Annotated in this window: 10 protein-coding genes; 7 read left to right on the top strand and 3 right to left on the bottom strand. The window is 46.8% G+C overall.

The features are described from left to right. Positions 1–4: 4 nt before the first annotated feature. The 3 genes from KK062_RS17380 to KK062_RS17390 all read right to left on the bottom strand — a co-directional run bounded on the left by KK062_RS17380 (position 5) and on the right by KK062_RS17390 (position 5,867). Positions 5–1,786 carry a RagB/SusD family nutrient uptake outer membrane protein gene (locus KK062_RS17380; RefSeq protein WP_254085603.1) on the bottom strand — a complete coding sequence of 594 codons (1,782 nt, stop codon included), beginning with the start codon at positions 1,784–1,786 and terminating at the stop codon, positions 5–7. 5 nt (positions 1,787–1,791) lie between these two features. Continuing rightward, positions 1,792–5,016: a SusC/RagA family TonB-linked outer membrane protein gene (locus KK062_RS17385; protein ID WP_254085604.1), complete on the bottom strand. Its 3,225-nt coding sequence runs from the start codon at positions 5,014–5,016 to the stop codon at positions 1,792–1,794. 365 nt (positions 5,017–5,381) lie between these two features. After that, positions 5,382–5,867: a hypothetical protein gene (locus KK062_RS17390; RefSeq protein ID WP_254085605.1), complete on the bottom strand. Its 486-nt coding sequence runs from the start codon at positions 5,865–5,867 to the stop codon at positions 5,382–5,384. A gap of 193 nt (positions 5,868–6,060) precedes the next feature. On the opposite strand from KK062_RS17390, the gene KK062_RS17395 reads away from it, so the two are divergent. From KK062_RS17395 to KK062_RS17425, 7 genes are all read left to right on the top strand, one after another. Continuing rightward, the gene (locus KK062_RS17395) at positions 6,061–6,990 is read left to right on the top strand and encodes a hypothetical protein (RefSeq protein ID WP_254085606.1); all 930 of its coding nucleotides are present in this window, start codon (positions 6,061–6,063) and stop codon (positions 6,988–6,990) included. A 113-nt stretch (positions 6,991–7,103) separates the two neighbouring features. After that, complete coding sequence (locus KK062_RS17400; RefSeq protein WP_254085607.1) at positions 7,104–7,997, top strand: SDR family oxidoreductase; 894 nt, start codon at positions 7,104–7,106, stop codon at positions 7,995–7,997. Positions 7,998–8,017: 20 nt separating this feature from the next. Then, positions 8,018–8,932, top strand: coding sequence for a helix-turn-helix domain-containing protein (locus tag KK062_RS17405; protein ID WP_254085608.1), 915 nt, complete (start codon positions 8,018–8,020; stop codon positions 8,930–8,932). Between the two features lie 229 nt (positions 8,933–9,161). Then, positions 9,162–9,749 carry a Crp/Fnr family transcriptional regulator gene (locus tag KK062_RS17410; RefSeq protein WP_254085609.1) on the top strand — a complete coding sequence of 196 codons (588 nt, stop codon included), beginning with the start codon at positions 9,162–9,164 and terminating at the stop codon, positions 9,747–9,749. A 334-nt stretch (positions 9,750–10,083) separates the two neighbouring features. Further along, positions 10,084–10,416 (top strand): hypothetical protein, encoded by a 333-nt coding sequence (locus KK062_RS17415; RefSeq protein ID WP_254085610.1) that lies wholly within the window; start codon positions 10,084–10,086, stop codon positions 10,414–10,416. Between the two features lie 9 nt (positions 10,417–10,425). Then, complete coding sequence (locus KK062_RS17420) at positions 10,426–12,330, top strand: sensor histidine kinase (RefSeq protein ID WP_254085611.1); 1,905 nt, start codon at positions 10,426–10,428, stop codon at positions 12,328–12,330. Between the two features lie 540 nt (positions 12,331–12,870). Next, positions 12,871–17,049, top strand: a complete 4,179-nt coding sequence (locus KK062_RS17425) for a hybrid sensor histidine kinase/response regulator (protein ID WP_254085612.1) — start codon at positions 12,871–12,873, stop codon at positions 17,047–17,049. Positions 17,050–17,179 lie beyond the last annotated feature (130 nt).

The raw sequence follows: 17,179 nt of genomic DNA on the forward strand, positions 1-17,179 counted from the left end.
TGTATTAGTACCCATAATCATTTACCAGTTTGCCATTGCTGGCGTCGAGGAACACCTGCCAGACGGGCCAGAATTGTCGCGTGTCCGGATCGGCTGCATAGAGGGATTCGATCTTTGTATCGACCAGTTCGGTCCAGGTCTTGGTTTGCGTATAACCTGCCGGTACGCTGCCTGTTTCGCTGCGATTCAAGCCGTATACAAGGAGCGTTTCTTTGTCTTCCGCGTATTTATAATACAAAGTGCTGGGTACATCGGCATAGTCGCCTGTTCGATCCTGGAGCGCATGCATGTCGGCTTTTGCTTCGTCCAGTTTTGTCTTTAGCAGGTTCCAGCGGATCAAGGCCTGCTTGCGCTCCATCTCGCCTGCAAATTCGAATTTGTGCTCTTCCACCAGAGCGTTAAACATGGCTTCTTTTGTATTCAAGGCATTTACATAGGCGTCTACCTTCGTTGGCCAATCGCTTGCCGCAAAGGCGCGTTGACGAATCTGCTTCAGGTAGGGCGCCGCAACGGCAGGGCCTTCTAATTCATTGGCAATTTCTGCCGCCATGAATATAATTTCGGCATAGCGCATGTATAGTTTGTTTACGCCGTCGTCGTTCGTGGATGTAACGTGCCGGGCCATCCATTCGTACCGATATTTACCAAAAAACCATGTATTGAGATTTACCAGCTCCTGCCTGGCGAATTTGTCGACGGCTGTTCCATATTGATAAGGCACACAGGTAACATCGCGTCGTGTGTCTTTCAGGTCGTAGTCGTAAAACAGGGATGGCAGAGGACCGCCCTGCCCACCGCGGGCCTGGTCCGTATGTTGGTCTGCGCTCAAGTGGCGCACAGCAAACGTAAACAGCACGCGGCCACGACCATCGGCAAACGGCAGTTCCCACAGGGTCTCGCCGCCCGCTTCCAAATTGTCCTGGTTGTTTTTCTTAAACACGGTCTCAAACATCGGTTCCAGTTTTGCTGTTCCGCTGTTGATCACATCCAGACATTCCTGGTAGGCCAGGGGATACAGCGTGGCAACCGAAAGCGCGGCGTCGTTGCTTCGACGAATTCCATCGGGGTATTGCGAATAACCACTCGCCGCCAGGCAGAGGCGTGCACGCAGTCCTTTGACAAACGCTTTGTTGATCCGCTCGATGCTGGATGTTTCATCTGTTTCGTTGGGCCAGGGCACCAGGGTCGCCGCCTCTTCCAGATCGGCAAGAAGTTGTTTATAAATCTCGTCCCGGCTGGATTTAGGCAAGTATATGGTCTCGGTCACGATGGGCTCGAAGCGTGCTACCACGTCGCCCCAGGTTTTGAGCAAGTCGGCGTAGACGATGGCACGTAACGTCAGCGCCTCCCCCAACAGATAGCCCGTTTCTGTACCCGGCAGCGGGTTTCCATACTGACGCAAGCCTTGAATACAGACGTTTGCCCGCTCGATGCTGGAGTACATCATGGCCCAGGCGTTGTTCTCGGTATTCATATTACTATTATTCGGCTTGGCATTGTACACCGCCAGGTCGGCATTGTCACCCGCTGTCTGCGATGAGTTATACCACTCTACATCGGTATTCATACCGTACCATGGCAGAAAACGGCCGCGGTAGGAGTTGGTCTCTCCGAAGGGGAGCTTGATCCCATCCACAGCACCTTTTGCCAGGTCGGGTGACGAAAAGATGACGGAAGTTTCCAACGATGATTTTGGAGGAGCATCCAGGTAATCGCTGCAGGATCCTAACACACTGGCCATGACGACTGCAGCGGTATAGGTTACTTTTTGTATGATTGATTTCATCGCGCTTAGAAGTTAAGGTTCAAACCGAAAACGAGTTGTCTGCTTCTGGGGTAAGCCGAATAGTCAACCCCTGGGGTCAGGGCCGTATTTCTTCGTGTCGACACTTCGGGATCAAATCCGGTATAGTCGGTAAGTATAAATACGTTGTATGCAGTAGCGTATAACCGGAGGCTTTGAATATGCAAACGGTTGGTAAGCGAGGATGGGACGGTATACCCCAGCGTCAGCGTATTTAACCGCAGGAAAGAGCCGTCTTCCACTGCCCAGTCGCTGAAGACAAACCGGTCCATATACGGCGACCACATCGTGGTGTTGGCATTCAGGCTCGCCAGCGATGCCGGATCGGTTATAAGATTGCCATTAGTGGGGTCGATGTTCGTCCAGCGCTGGCCATCGGCCATGATTGTGCTGAGGTTTCTATACTGATAGCGCGGGCTGGACGAGGTGTATTCGATCTTGTTGGCATTGTATATATCATTTCCGTAACTCCAGCTGAAGGCGGCTGTCAGGTCGAATCCGTATACATAGCCGTTCAGGATGATACCGCCCGTGTGTTTGGGATTGGCATTGCCGATTATCCCCCGGTCATCGATGGTGATGATCCCATCGGTCTTAACATCTTTCAGCTTCATCATGCCCGGGGCCGCCTTGCCGACGATGTCGTCTGCCGTAACCAACCCCGCCTTGGGTATCCAGGTGTTGGTGGCGGCGTCGTAACCTTCAAAGTCAGACACTTCGTAGCGGCCGTCGGATACATAGCCATACATCATGCCTACGGGCTTGCCCCTTTCGATCAGGAAGTCATTTCCGATTTCCGTTGAGGCCCAGTTGGTGTTCCGCCCAAAGTTTTCCATCATGCCCAGCGACTTGACGTTGTTGCGGTTAAAACTGATGTTGACGCTTACATCAAAACCATAGTTCGGTTTTTCCACAACGATGTACTTGAGCGATGTTTCGAGACCTTTATTCTCCGTTTCACCCAGGTTGCGGAACTGGCTGGTATAGCCGGTGCCGGGTACCGGAAATTCTACCAGCAGATCGGTTGTGTTATTTTTATATACATCAACCGTACCACTGACACGTCCCTGCAGCGTACTGAAATCCAATCCGATGTTACGGGTATGGGTTGTTTCCCACTTTAGGTCGGGATTCGCCAGGAACTTCGAAGCTGACCAATAGCTGCTAAACCCGTTGATCCAGGTGTTGGTATTCGATTCAAAAGATTGTACCGTCTGGCCTACCGGAATGTTGTTGTTACCAGCCACCCCATAGCTCACGCGTAATTTCAACTGATCGAGCCAGCGGCTGGTACCTGCCATAAACTCTTCGCTCGAGATCTTCCATGCGGCAGCGGCCGATGGAAAGTATCCCCAGCGGTTGCCGTCCATAAATCGGCTGGAACCGTCGGCGCGGTACGTGGCGGAGAGTAAGTATTTACCTTTGAACTCGTAATTCGCGCGTCCAAAGAATGAGAGCAGCTTGTCGTCAGGGCTTAAGAAGTTGTTCGTGGTTTGCGATTTTCCTTGCGTAGTAAGTTTAAATGCCTGGTCGGCTGTAAACAATGTCGGGAAGCCGTGTACGATCGAAGTAAATAGTGTGTTTTCTGTACGAATGGTCTCATGCCCCAATAACAGGTTCAGGTTATGATCCGGCCCCAGCAGGCCTTTGAAGTTATAGTTCAGGGTATTGGCATTTCTAATCCGTGTCTGTTCTTGCTGGGTTATTATCACCGCCGGATGATCCTGGTTTTCGGCGCTTGGTGCGTTTTGCACATAATATGTCGTCAATCCATAAAAACGGTTATCGCGCGACCGCACGTTGTCCAAACCAATTTCCGATCGGAACTGCAGATTGTCGAGTATATTCCACGCCACGCTGCCCACCATGGTATAGTTTTTACGGTTCTGCTCCCGGGCGTTATCGTTGGTCGCTATGATGGGGTTAATCAAATAGCTGGAAATCTCTTCGTTCGTATCATCGTTGGTCAGTCCCGCCAGCGGGATGGGCGAATACGTGACGGCATGCTTCAAACGCGAGTCTGACGCCGATACTTCGTTCTGTTCATTTGCGCCACTGCCTTCGATTTTAGTATCCGAGTAACGGAGCGAAAACGTCAGCTCCACCGGCTCGGCCGGTTTGCTGTTGAACTTCATCGTTAGGTTGTTACGACGAAAGTCTGAGCCGATCATAATCGCCTTCTCATCGTATAATGCGTAGTTGGCCGAGTATGAGAACTTGTCACCCCCACCCCGTACGCTGACATCATGGCTAAAGACATGACCGGTACGACCGTATACTTGTTCCTGCCAGTTGTTTCCTTTCATACCGGTAAACAGATCGCGGTCTGCCCAGGTGCCAAAGTAGTCCTCGTACGACTCGAGTTCACCCGGATCGTTGTCTAATACGGCATATTCATATTGCCACTTGACATAGTCCTCTACCGGCAGTACGTCTAAGGTATTGGCAATACGCTTGGCGCCATAAAAAGTATTATAGCTAACCGACACTTTACCGGGCTTCCCACTCTTGGTTGTAATGATGATTACACCATTGGCGCCGCGCGATCCATAGATAGCGGTAGAGGACGCATCTTTCAGCACATCGATCGATTGAATATCCGACGGCGAAATATCCGAAATGGAGTTTACCTGAAATCCGTCGACAATGTATAGCGGACTATTGTCCTGTGTGATGGAGCCACCGCCACGAACCCGGATGCGGATGTCGGCGTCTGGAGAGCCTTCCGTAGAAGTTACCTGTACACCGGCCATGCGGCCTGTTAGCGTCTCGGCTACATTGGAAAGGGGAACTTTGCGCAGTGCGTCGCCGGTGACAGAAACCACCGAACCGGTCAGGTCCGATTTCTTGGCTGTACCGTAACCGATGACGACTACTTCGTCTAACTGACTGACGTCGTGGTCCAGCACAACGTCCAGGGAGGTTTGATTGCCGACTTCCACGTCTTTTACGGCCATGCCGATGAAGGTAAATGTCAACACTGCGCCGGGCGATACGGAGAGGGAAAACTTGCCGTCGACGTCGGAAGTTGTGCCGTTGCTGGTGCCTTTTTCAAAGATGGAAACGCCGGGCATTTGTACGCCGTCGGTGTCTTTGACCGTTCCCGTCACGACCTTGTTCTGTGCGTTGCCGTGCAAGGTTACGACAAGGCACAACAGGATAAGACCGGAACCCCTCGACACCCATCGTTTAACATGTGGATATGGATTCATATAGGTTAGATTGGTTGGAAATTGGGTGAAATACGCATCATTATGCGCAATCGATTGCATATTTACGATTCCGATCAGACATTTCAAACAAAACAATTACTATTTATGCAAACGATCGATAAACACTTAATCGATCGATTTCGGCATTTTTTTGGCCTTGATGCTACTTTATGATAGCGTGTGTGCGGAACCACGGGCGATTTATGCGCAACCGATTACGCAGTCTGCCCTAATTTGTATTTCCGGCTTACCGGAGCGCGGCATGCGTAATATGATAGGGCTTTGCCACGTGTCTGCCCCTTCGGGCGAGTTACAACCTGTGCTGGCAGTCTTGGGATAAGTATGGTGTAATAGCTGACTACGGATCAAATTACTGACTGCCGTTCCAGAAACGATTTGCTGGACTTCTCCTGCTGGAGCAACAACTCCCCTAATTTGATTCTTCCTTCGGGGCCGTTTTGTACGATGTAGCTCAATTCCGAAAGCGTCAGGAGCTTTACATTGACCAGGCGTATATTTTCTATGCTTAACTGAACCCTGGAAGGAACGGTGGCTGACGGCAGTCCGATGAGTACGCCTATTCGCCCCTCCTCGTTGACAAGTGCTTCGGGTACGTCGTCACAGTCGTAGAGCTCGGTCGAAATGTAGGTATACTCTTCGATGATGCCTCCAATGTTTGGATTGCTGGCGGCCTGTTGCGCCATCTGATATAACACCCGGAACTGCCAGGAACTCTGAAATACCTGGAAGTCTTCGATCACCTCGTCGCACTCCAGGTAAAATTCACAGCCGATGCCGTTGTAGGCCTGGTTGTTTGGATTGGTGTCGAAGTCGCTGTATGGATCACTCAATCCATCGCTGGCGACGATGGTGCCTTGTGGTGTATCTATTTTTATAAAAGCCTGCCGGATGGACGGCCAGGCTGGCCCGCGATTTTACCACAGCCTGCCCGTGATTTTAGGGTTAAGCTCTGATGTGACAAAATCCTTGCGATGTTTTGCATTCCGCCGCGCAACCCCGAAATTTGCATCGCTAACCTGAGTCATGTTATTTCCAAAAGCTAAAAAGATTGCCCGCACGCTGGGCTGGCATAAAACCGAAAATTCTGTTTTCGGCTTCTACAAAGGGTATTCATTCACCATCGGCGATGGCCCTTTGTTAGGCAATCCACAGTACAAGTATGTAGAAGCTGACATGGGCACGCTTACCGGCGAACAACGGCAACAGCTATGGGAGACACTGACAAAAAATAAGAAAATACTGCGATTCACGAAGTTTGAAATATCACAGCGCACCGTATACATTCAGTTTATCGAAGTGTGGCGGTTCACAAAAAGTAAGACTGTATATGCCTTGCTCGATTTTCTGGCTGCCCAGTTTGCAACAATTGGCGCAATGGCGGGTGACACTTGCTCTACGTGCAATTCGCGGGATGGCGTGGTCGCCTATAACCAGTCCGAAACGGGTGTCATGCTTTGTCAGCAATGTTTCAGTATCAAGGAAAAAGAGTTAGGTCAACAAGAACGGCAGAACCTGCTAGAAGAAAAAAATTATATCGCCGGCTTCGTCGGATCGATTTTATTCTCAGCACCTGGTATCGTTGCATGGGTCCTTTTAGCCGTATACTTAGAGCGAATGGCGGCTGTAATGGCCTTGCTCATTGCATTCCTCGGAGTTAAGGGTTACGTCTTTTTTAAAGGCAAGCAGGGCCCAGCGATGAAATATGTTATCGTTCTTTCCAACATTGTTTGTATCCTGCTGGCAAACTATATAACGATCGGCACACTTCTTTATCGCGAAGGACTCGAAATACCGGATATACTAGACTTGTTCTTGCACGGCGACGAGGTGAAAGACGTGCTCTTCCGGAGCATTGGAATGTCTGCCACGCTGGCGGTCATCGTGTGGATCAGCTTACTCTCTTCGTTGAAGGCTGTCAAACTACAGATCCGATTGGCCGAAAAGGTTGTCTAGTCATTCTCGTTAATCCATTATCTCCTTATCCAAGATTTAACTAAACCAATCCAAGATTTGGCTAAATCTGTTTCCGTACGCTACGTGATGTTTGTGTTGTAAAAAAACACAACATGAAAGTATTTGTTACAGGAGCTACAGGCTTCATTGGTTCTGCCCTTGTTCAGGAATTAATAGATGCCGGCCACCAGGTATTGGGACTGGCACGCTCGGAGGCTTCTGCTCAGGCGCTTCTCGCGGCAGGCGCCCAGGTTTACGGCGGCGATCTTGAAGATCTGGAAAGTTTAAAAAGCGGAGCAGCCACCGCAGATGGCGTAGTCCATGCTGGTTTCGTTCATGATTTTTCACGATTCAAAGAGGTGTGCGAAATAGATCGCCGCGCGATTGAGGCCATCGGCTCGGTGCTCGTTGGCTCGAACCGGCCATTCATTATTACTTCCGGCACCGCACTGGTCAGCCCAGGGCGCCTGGCCACCGAAGATATGGTCAGCGCGCACGACCGGGAGAAGTTCCCGCGTGTTTCCGAAGATGCAGGATTGGCCTTCGTAGCGCAGGGGGTACGTGCTATGGCCATAAGGCTCTCTCCTTCCGTTCATGGTGAAGGCGACGTCCATGGTTTCGTGCCGATGCTCATCAACACTGCGCGTGCAAAGGGTGTGGCAGCCTATATTGGCGAAGGCCTGAACCGCTGGAATGCCGTCCACCGTCTGGATGCTGTCCGGCTCTACCGATTAGCGCTGGAGCGCGGCGAGGCAGGTGCGCGGTATCATGCTGTCGGCGACGAAGCGATTACGCTCAAAGCCATCACGGAGGCAATAGGCTCAAAGCTCAACATGCCAGTCGCATCCATCGCTACGGAACAAGCATCCGCTCACTTTGGTCCGTTTGCTCATTTTATCGCCATAGACTGTCCCGCCTCGAGCAAGGTTACGCAAGAGCAATTAGGATGGCGGCCATCACACGTGTCGCTTGCCGACGACCTGGCTGGCAATATTTACGTTAAATAATTGCGTTACCTTAGAGTAGCATGAACAAACAGGTCGTACGCATCAGGTCCATCCGCGAGTTCCACAAATTGTTCAGGTTGCAAAAACCTGAACATCCGCTTATCACGATCATCGACCTCGAGGCGCTGGGGCCGCCGGCAGAGGGTTCCTATAGCAGGGTGTTCGATTTTTATTCGATCTCCCTAAAGAAGAACTTTCACCTGAAAATGTTGTATGGACAGCAGCCGCATGACTTTGATGAGGGTGTGCTGCATTTTATGGCACCGGGACAGGTGCTAACGATACACGTTGAAAAAGACTACGTACACAACCCTTCCGGATGGATGATCTTATTCCATCCGGATCTGTTGTGGAATACGCCGTTGGCCAAAACGATCAAGCAGTATGAATACTTCGGCTATGCGGCAAACGAGGCCTTGCATCTTTCCGACAAAGAAGAGACGATGATCACCGGCATTGCCAAAAGTATGCAACATGAGTATCATAGTGCGATCGATCGGTTTAGTCAAAACGTGATCATTGCGCAATTGGAGTTACTGCTGACATATGCTGAACGATTCTACCAGCGCCAGTTCATCACGCGTAAGATGTCCGGCCACGACATTCTATACCGGCTGGAAGAATTACTTAACCATTATTTTAATAGCGGCGCACTGACCGAAAAAGGATTACCGACAGTCACCTATATTGCCGAATCACTACACATTACACCCAATTACCTGAGCAGTCTGCTAAAATCGCTAACCGGACAAAGTACACAACAACATTTGCACAATAAACTGATTGAGCTGGCGAAGGAAAAATTGTCTACCACCGACTTGTCGGTAAGCGAAATTGCTTATCAACTCGGCTTCGAACACCTGGCTTCCTTCAGCAAACTTTTCAAGACAAAGACCAACCTTTCGCCGTTGGAGTTTCGACGGTCGTTTAACTGAGCCAAAAATCAACAAAGGCTGACGCGCACTGCCCTCTGCCCATGGAGGCAGCCATAAGATTACGTCGTATGCTGAAAATTTTTACAAGGCTCACTGATAATCGTACATCCATTAGCCTGCTGTATTAAAAAATATTTCAGAATTTTAACTTAAGTTAAAATCAGGCCGCGGGTGATTGCCGAAATTGGTGCTGTTTTGCCCGCTATTTACAAACTGATACGACAATCAAATGGATAACAAAAATGAAACCTTATCCCAGTATCTGAGAAATTTCGCAGCACTGGCAGATGAGGACATCAACAAGAGCCTGCCATTCTGGAAATCCCGGAAAATCAACAAAGGCGATTTCTTCAACATGCAGAGCATGGTTTGCAGTGACCTGGGACTGGTGGTGAAGGGAATATTCCGTATTTATTATCATGACCAGGATAAACAGATAGATAAAAACCTTTTCTTTTTTTCAGAAAATCAGTTTGTCGTTTCCTTTAGGAGCTTCATTTCACGCAATCCCTGCTGGTACTTCATAGAAGCCATGGAGGATTCCGAGATCGTATCCATTTCCTATAAAGATCTTAATGACCTCTATAACTCAAATCCCAGCTGGAGTAAATTTGGCAGACTGCTGGCTGAGTTGTTTTTCTCCTATGCGCAAACGCGTACTGAAGAATTTATGTTCTTTTCGCACGAAGAACGCTACATTCGGTTGTTAGACGAACATCCGAATATTGTCGAACGCATTCCAGCCTATCATATCTCATCTTACCTGGGCATCACCAATCCCTCCTTGAGCCGAATCAGGAAGCGCATCAAGCGGTAGAACCGTGCCGTCATAGTACACTGTCGCCTATCTGGAACGTGGTAACATACTGGACGCTAACGACTTTCCGGACAGGAAAGAACACGCCGAATTTCTAAATCGGCCACCTGTATGCCCTGTATCACCTTAACAAGCGACCTAAGTGATAGCAGGTAAGTATTTGATTTTCAAACACAAACAATTACTATCTAGTCGCACCGATGGCCTTTTCCAGGTTTCTGCCTTCAGCAACGTCACTGAAAATATACAGTATATTCATGCCACCGAAATTGGAAATTGCCAGGGGATGGATAACTTGTTGGAAATATTTTTTTACCAACAACTATAAAAAGAAATGGCAAACCACCTCATCACCATTACAGGAATTGAGAGCAACAATGATTTGATATTGTCCGACGACGGATTAACTACGACAGAGGCCGGCGATACCGTAACATGGCTGATCAGCGGCAATTCAGGCGTAGCCTCGATTACCGCCATCACCGAGATCGATGGAGTCGATGTATTCAGCCCCGACCCCACCCCTTTGAATTCTACTTGCTGGGAGGGTAGCATTAATCCCGTTCCACCCTCCAGCGAAGTGACCGAAACCTATACCATCAACTACCTGAAAGTAGGCGACGCTACCATTTACACCTCCGACCCAAAAATCCGGGTAAATCCGTAACCTACTGCCATGCCCTGCAGGAGGATCGCGTACTATTTTTTGTTTATTCTTTCTTGTCTCGTTTGTCACGACGTTTCTGGTCAGAGTCAAAAAGTAGCGGACAGCCTGGCCAAGATTTATAAAAAGGGGACTCTGCAAGACACTGCAACGTTAGAATTACTGAGGCATCTGGCGTTTAACGAGGTTAAAGATCTCAAGCTGGCACTTTATTATGCCGAAGAGCTCATAACCCAATCCGCTGCAGCAGGCAACCACTTGTACCTGTTCAGAGGTTTTTTTCTAAAGGGCAATACCAAAAAGCTGCTGGGCGATCTGGAAGAATCGTTGGAGGCCTATCTTAGAAGTATAGATGCCGCCCGTAAAGCTCAGTACTTTCAAGGTGAAGCAAATGCCTATGGAGCAATCGCCGGCATTTACAGTAGCGCCAGTAATCATCGTAACGCGATGATTTATTTCAATAAGGCGATTTCAACGTTACGGCAATCAGATGATTCTGTTTCGTTGGCAGCTGCCATCTTAAATGCCGGCGATGAATTCCACACCGCCAAGATTTATGACTCTGCATTACTGTACTTCCGGGAAGCAGAGATCATTTTCCAAAAGGCTGACTATTTAATCGGAAAGGCGTATAGCTTGGGAAATATTGGTATGGTGCTCGCCAATATTGGAGAAGACAACCTGGCCGAGCAGAAAATAAAAGAGGCAACCCACATATTGGAAGAATTAGGAGATTATTACCCCGTTTGTGTATATCTCCTTTCGATGTCGGATATCCATCATCAAAAAGGTGATAAACCTACCGCGCTGCACTACGCTACCAGAAGCTTGCAACTTGCCCAACATTACGGGCTGAAAGAACAGATCAGTGAATCCAGTCTGAAACTTTCAGAATTGTACATGCACGCAGGTAATACGGGCGAGTCTTTCCGGCATTACAAAAATCACATTGTTTACCGGGACAGCGTCAATAACCTTGATGCCGTACAAAAAATGGCGGATCTGCGCACAGAATATGAAATTTCTCAAAAGCAACTGGAATTATTTGAGAAAGAAAAAATGCTCGCCAGAGAAAAATGGATTCGGAACGCGCTCATGGCTGCTTTTTGCATCATGATTTTTTTAGCTGCTATGACGTATCGGAATTTCAAAAATCAACAGCGGAAGAATCAAAAGATCACCGAGCAAAAAGAAGAGATCGAACGCAAGAATGAAGATTTAGTTTCGCTAAACGAAGAAAAGAACAATCTGATTAGCATTGTGGCGCATGATTTAAAAAGTCCCGTCAACCAGATCAAAGGAATGATTTCGCTGGTCAGGATGACGTGCAAGGTCGATGAAGAATCTGCTACCTACTTTGATATGATAGAGCAAAGTAGTGTACGTCTTAGCGATATGATCAATAAAATCCTGAATGTTGAAGCGATCGAGGCAACACAGCTGAATGTAATCCTCGAGCCCGTAAATTTTTCAGACGTCGTAAGGGCAAACGTGAACCGGTCCGTTGTGGAAGTGAACCGAAAACAAATCCAGATTCAGACCTCCTTACCGGAAAATGTCATGGTGAATTCCGACCTGCGCTATACCGACCAGGTTATTGATAATCTACTTTCAAATGCCATCAAATTTTCGTCACCGGGAAAGAACATCTATATCACAATCACCCATCACGACACGACGGCACTGTGCGAGATTCGAGACGAAGGACCTGGTATAAGTGAAAGTGATAAGACGAAGTTGTTCAAAAAGTATCAGAAATTAAGTGCTACACCAACGAGCAATGAATCGTCCACGGGCCTGGGGCTGTCGATCGTAAAGAAATTTGTCGATGCAATGGGCGGGGAGATCTGGTGTGAAAGCGAGCCAGGAAACGGTGCAAGCTTTTTTGTCAAGCTCCTCAGCTATCCCCGCAAGTGACTCTTGCCCATTAATGCTCCATTGAACAATCTTCTTTCGTTGTTAAAAGCACAATAAACCAAGGCTAGTGACTAACAAAACTAATACAAGACAATCGGTACATGTCGTCTTGGATGGAGGACTTTACCGAGCAGTTAAAAACCAACGGAGTGACTAATCAGGTAATTCAAGGAGTTGCTATTTTCCGTGTAGCGATTGCACAGAGAGGATTAATTTCTCCTCTAATGACTTGAAAAAGCCAGTGGAAAGAAGCCACAAACGACAAAGGAATTTCTTGAGGTAGCGTTCCAACATGTTTTCGGGGCGATTATGAGACCCTTTTTGAGCGTAAAAAATGTGATCAGCTATTCTTATTTTCAAAAGGAGGTCTTATCTTTCTTATGTCGCTATTGGCCAGGTTGGTAAGGCTTGTGGTTGAAGCGGGGCATTTAAGCCGCCTAGTGTTTAGATGGATCTGCACGGTCAAGATCAAAACCGCAACTTTGTGGCCTAATTAGGTTATCTTTTATAGACAAGCGTATTTTTTTAACGGCGTATTTGATGAAAAGAAAGACCCTTCTCATAGTCTTGAGTGTATTTCTCTTTTTCAATGTCTGTGGACAAAATCAACGACTGGTTTTCCATCATATTACCAGCGAACAAGGGCTGTCGCAAAATCATGGTATATGTATTGGCCAGGACCATAAGGGGTTTATGTGGTTTGGAACTAATAATGGTCTCAATAAATACGATGGCGAAAAAATAACTGTTTATAAAAATGATTCCGAAGATTCCAGCAGCTTGAGCAATAACATGATCACTGCAATCTATGAAGATAATGATAAAAATCTGTGGATTGGAACGCGTGGCGGGCTTAATTTATATAACCGGGATATGGATACGTTCACAAGATTTCGCCTGGATCCTGATCACCCTGAAAGCCTGGTTTATACCATCCTCGAAGATAGTCATAACGACCTCTACATCGGTACGGCCGAGGGGGTGTATGTTTTAAACAATGAGCACAAAATCGTACACCTTGCAAACATTCCGACGACTTGTTTGTATGAAGACACGCAGGGTAACCTTTGGATAGGAGCACGTGCGCTGGGGCTGTATCTTTTTGACCGGAAGAAAAAGAAGTTTAAGCATTACGAACAAACCCGGATCTCTTCTATAGTGGAAGATCATCACGGAAATTTATGGATCGCTACATGGGGTAACGGACTGGTTCTATTTGACCGCAAAAAGGAAGCTTTTACCCTGGCCTACACACACGATTTTCGTCGCCCGGAAAGTATCAGCGCCGATATGATATATTCCATGTACAAAGATCGCAAGGGTAATATATGGATAGGAACAGAGAATAGAGGGCTGAATCTTTTTGACCCGCTCACGAGAACTTTTGAAATCTATGCGCACGACGTCGCCAACAGAAACAGCATCAGTAACAATACCGTTTCGGCGATCTACGAAGACCGTACGGGTACACTATGGTTCGGCGTGCACAGAGGAGGAATCAATTATTGTAATCCACGGTTGGAAAAATTCCAACACTATCAACAGGAACCTTGTTCTGCAGGCCTTAGCCATAACAATATTAAAGGTTTTTGTGAAGATACCGATGGAAAAATATGGATTGCCACGGATGGTGGCGGAGTTAACCTGTTCAATCCATCGACAAATACATTTACATACTTTAGACATGATCCCAAAGATCCCAATACCATCAGCAGCAACGTGATCATATGTGTGTACGAAGACCGTCAGAAAAATATTTGGATCAGCGCATACCTGAAAGGCGTCACCAAGTACGATAGAAAAACCAATAAACTCACTCACTATAAACATGATCCTAATGACAAAAGTAGTTTAAGTCATGATAATGCATGGGACATTTTTGAAGACAGTAAAGCGAATTTATGGATCGGTACTCACGTTGGCGGTCTTAATCTAATGGATAGAGCGAGTGGCCGGTTTGCGCAATATAAATTTGACGCGAACAATGAAAAAAGCTTAAGCAGCAATGTAGTCACCGCCATTTACGAGGATAAAAAGAAAAATTTATGGATCGGAACGGACAGTGGCTTGAATTTATTTGACCCTACCAGCAATAGCTTTACCAGATTTTACAGTGATGACAAACCAGGAAGTCTGAGCCATAATAATATTCTTTCAATATTTGAAGATCAGGCCGGTAACCTTTGGGTCGGTACGGTGAATGGCTTAAATCTGTTTGATCCGCAAACTGCTACAGCCCAGATTTTCACTACTAAAAACGGCTTTCCCAATAACGTCATACAATCCATTATTGAAGATGACCACGCCAACCTTTGGATAAGCACATTGGAAGGAATATTCAAATTCAATTATAAATCAAACAGGGTAAGGAACTACCAGGCCACCGATGGCCTACAAGGGAATGAGTTTATCCAAAATGCAGCACTTAAAACCAAGGATGGTAAAATGATGTTCGGTGGAAATAATGGGTTTAATTTTTTCCATCCGGATAGCGTTAAAGACAATCGCGATATACCTCCGGTCTATGTCACCGGTTTTCAGCTATTTAATAAACCGGTAGAGATCAGCGAAGATTCCCCTTTAAAAAAACATATTAGCGAAGTGAAAGAAATCACGCTTTCGTATAAACAATCTGTGTTTTCTTTTGAATTTTCGGTATTGAACTATATAAGTCCGGAAAAAAATCAATACGCCTATAAGATGGAAGGCTTCGATAAAGAGTGGATTTACGCAGGCACACAAAATTCGGCCACCTATACCAACCTCAATCCGGGAGAATATGTATTCAAGGTAAAGGCTTCCAACAATGATGGTTTCTGGAATGAACAAGGCACCTCGGTCAACATCATTATTCCTCCACCTTTTTGGCTTACGTGGTGGTTTAGAACCCTCGCAGGACTTGCTACAATAGGAGGCGTTCTTCTTTTCTTAAGAATAAGGCTCAATGTAATCACGAAGCAAAAAGCAGAGCTCGACAAGCAGGTAAAACAACGCACGGCTGAGGTCATTGAACAAAAAGAAGCCTTGGTGGAACAAGCCGTAAATATGCAGACACTCAATGGCAAGCTTCAGGCGCAAACGGAATCTCTTAAAAGCATGAATGAAATGCTTCAGCAACAGAAGAAAGAGATCATAAACAAACATGAAGAGGCAGAAGCCGCTCGCCAGGAAGCCGAAAAAGCTAATCATGCCAAAAGTATTTTTCTTGCGACCATGAGTCACGAGATCCGTACGCCCATGAACGGTGTCATCGGTATGGCTTCGCTGATGGCAGAAACCTCCCTTACGCTCGAGCAACGAGAATATACCGCGATCATCCAAAGCTCGGGTGAAAATTTGCTCGGCGTTATCAACGATATCCTGGACTTTTCGAAGATAGAATCTGGCAAAATGGAGCTGGAAGAAAAAGATTTCGATTTGCGGACGTGTATAGAAGAAGTTTTGGATATGTTCGCCAGTAAAGCATCCACGATAGGATTAGACCTGATCTATCAGATGGACCCCGATGTTCCTGACCAAATTATCGGAGACAGCCTGCGGCTACGCCAGGTACTTCTGAACCTTGTGGGAAATGCTATCAAATTTACACACCAGGGAGAAATTTTTTTAGGCGTTCATCTACACAAAAGAGCGAATGCCCTGTTAACCCTGGGATTTGACATACGTGATACCGGGATAGGGATACCCGAAGACAAATTAAACCGCCTGTTTAAAGCATTTTCTCAAGTTGACGCTTCAACCACGCGCAAATATGGAGGCACAGGTTTAGGGCTGGCCATTACAGAGAAGCTTGTTGAATTAATGGGAGGCCAAATATGGATAGAAAGCACTGTAGGGAAAGGCACTACATTCTTTTTCACCCTGTCGACAAAACTTAGTGAAAAACCGGCACAAACCTATGTTTACCATGATATGGCAAGCGTAGAAGGAAAAAAGGTTCTCGTTGTCGATGATAATCAAACCAATCGTTCGATACTAAAAAACCAACTGGAACATTGGAAACTTAGACCTACCTTAGCTTTTTCAGCAAAGCAAGCATTAGAGATCTTATCACAAAGTCCGGGCTTCGACCTGGTACTTACCGATATGCAGATGCCTGAAACAGATGGCCTTCAACTAGGCAACTCCATCCACGAACTATATCCTGCCCTTCCTGTAATTCTTATGAGCTCTATTGGCGATGAGCGAAATGAAAAATATCACGCCATTTTCTCCGTTATATTAAGTAAGCCTGTGAAGCAGAGCGTACTTTCGAAAAGTATTCTCATAAGTTTGCATAAATACGATACATCTGCAGCCGACAAAAAGACAGGCCAGAAACTCCATTCCGATTTTGCGAAACAATACCCTTTGCATATCCTTATCGCGGACGATAATCCGATTAATCAGAAACTTGCTATCCGTGTATTGGCTAAACTGGGTTATCAGGCAGATGTTGTATCAAACGGAAAAGAAGTGATCGAGGCATTTATTAAAATGAAATATGATTTGATACTGATGGATATACAAATGCCTGAAATGGATGGCCTTGAAGCAACCCAAAAAATACGTACGCTTTCAGGAACACAACCTTTAATTATCGCCATGACCGCCAATGCCATGCAGGGCGATCGCGAAATGTGTTTACAGGCAGGTATGGATGATTATATCAGCAAGCCTATAAACCTGGATCAACTCGTAAGTACCTTGGAGAAATGGGCGCAAACGCTTCAGAAATAGCAGCCGCAGACAGCATCAAAATTCCTTGTCCATAATTAAAAACAATCTATCGTCCTCCTCCTTGTACAATTCTCGAACCACTTTCTGATTGAACTTAAATCGGTTCGCCAGCATAGCACCTTGATAGTGG

The organism is Dawidia cretensis (genome assembly GCF_018598175.1).
GTDB lineage: Bacteria > Bacteroidota > Bacteroidia > Cytophagales > Cyclobacteriaceae > Ohtaekwangia > Ohtaekwangia cretensis.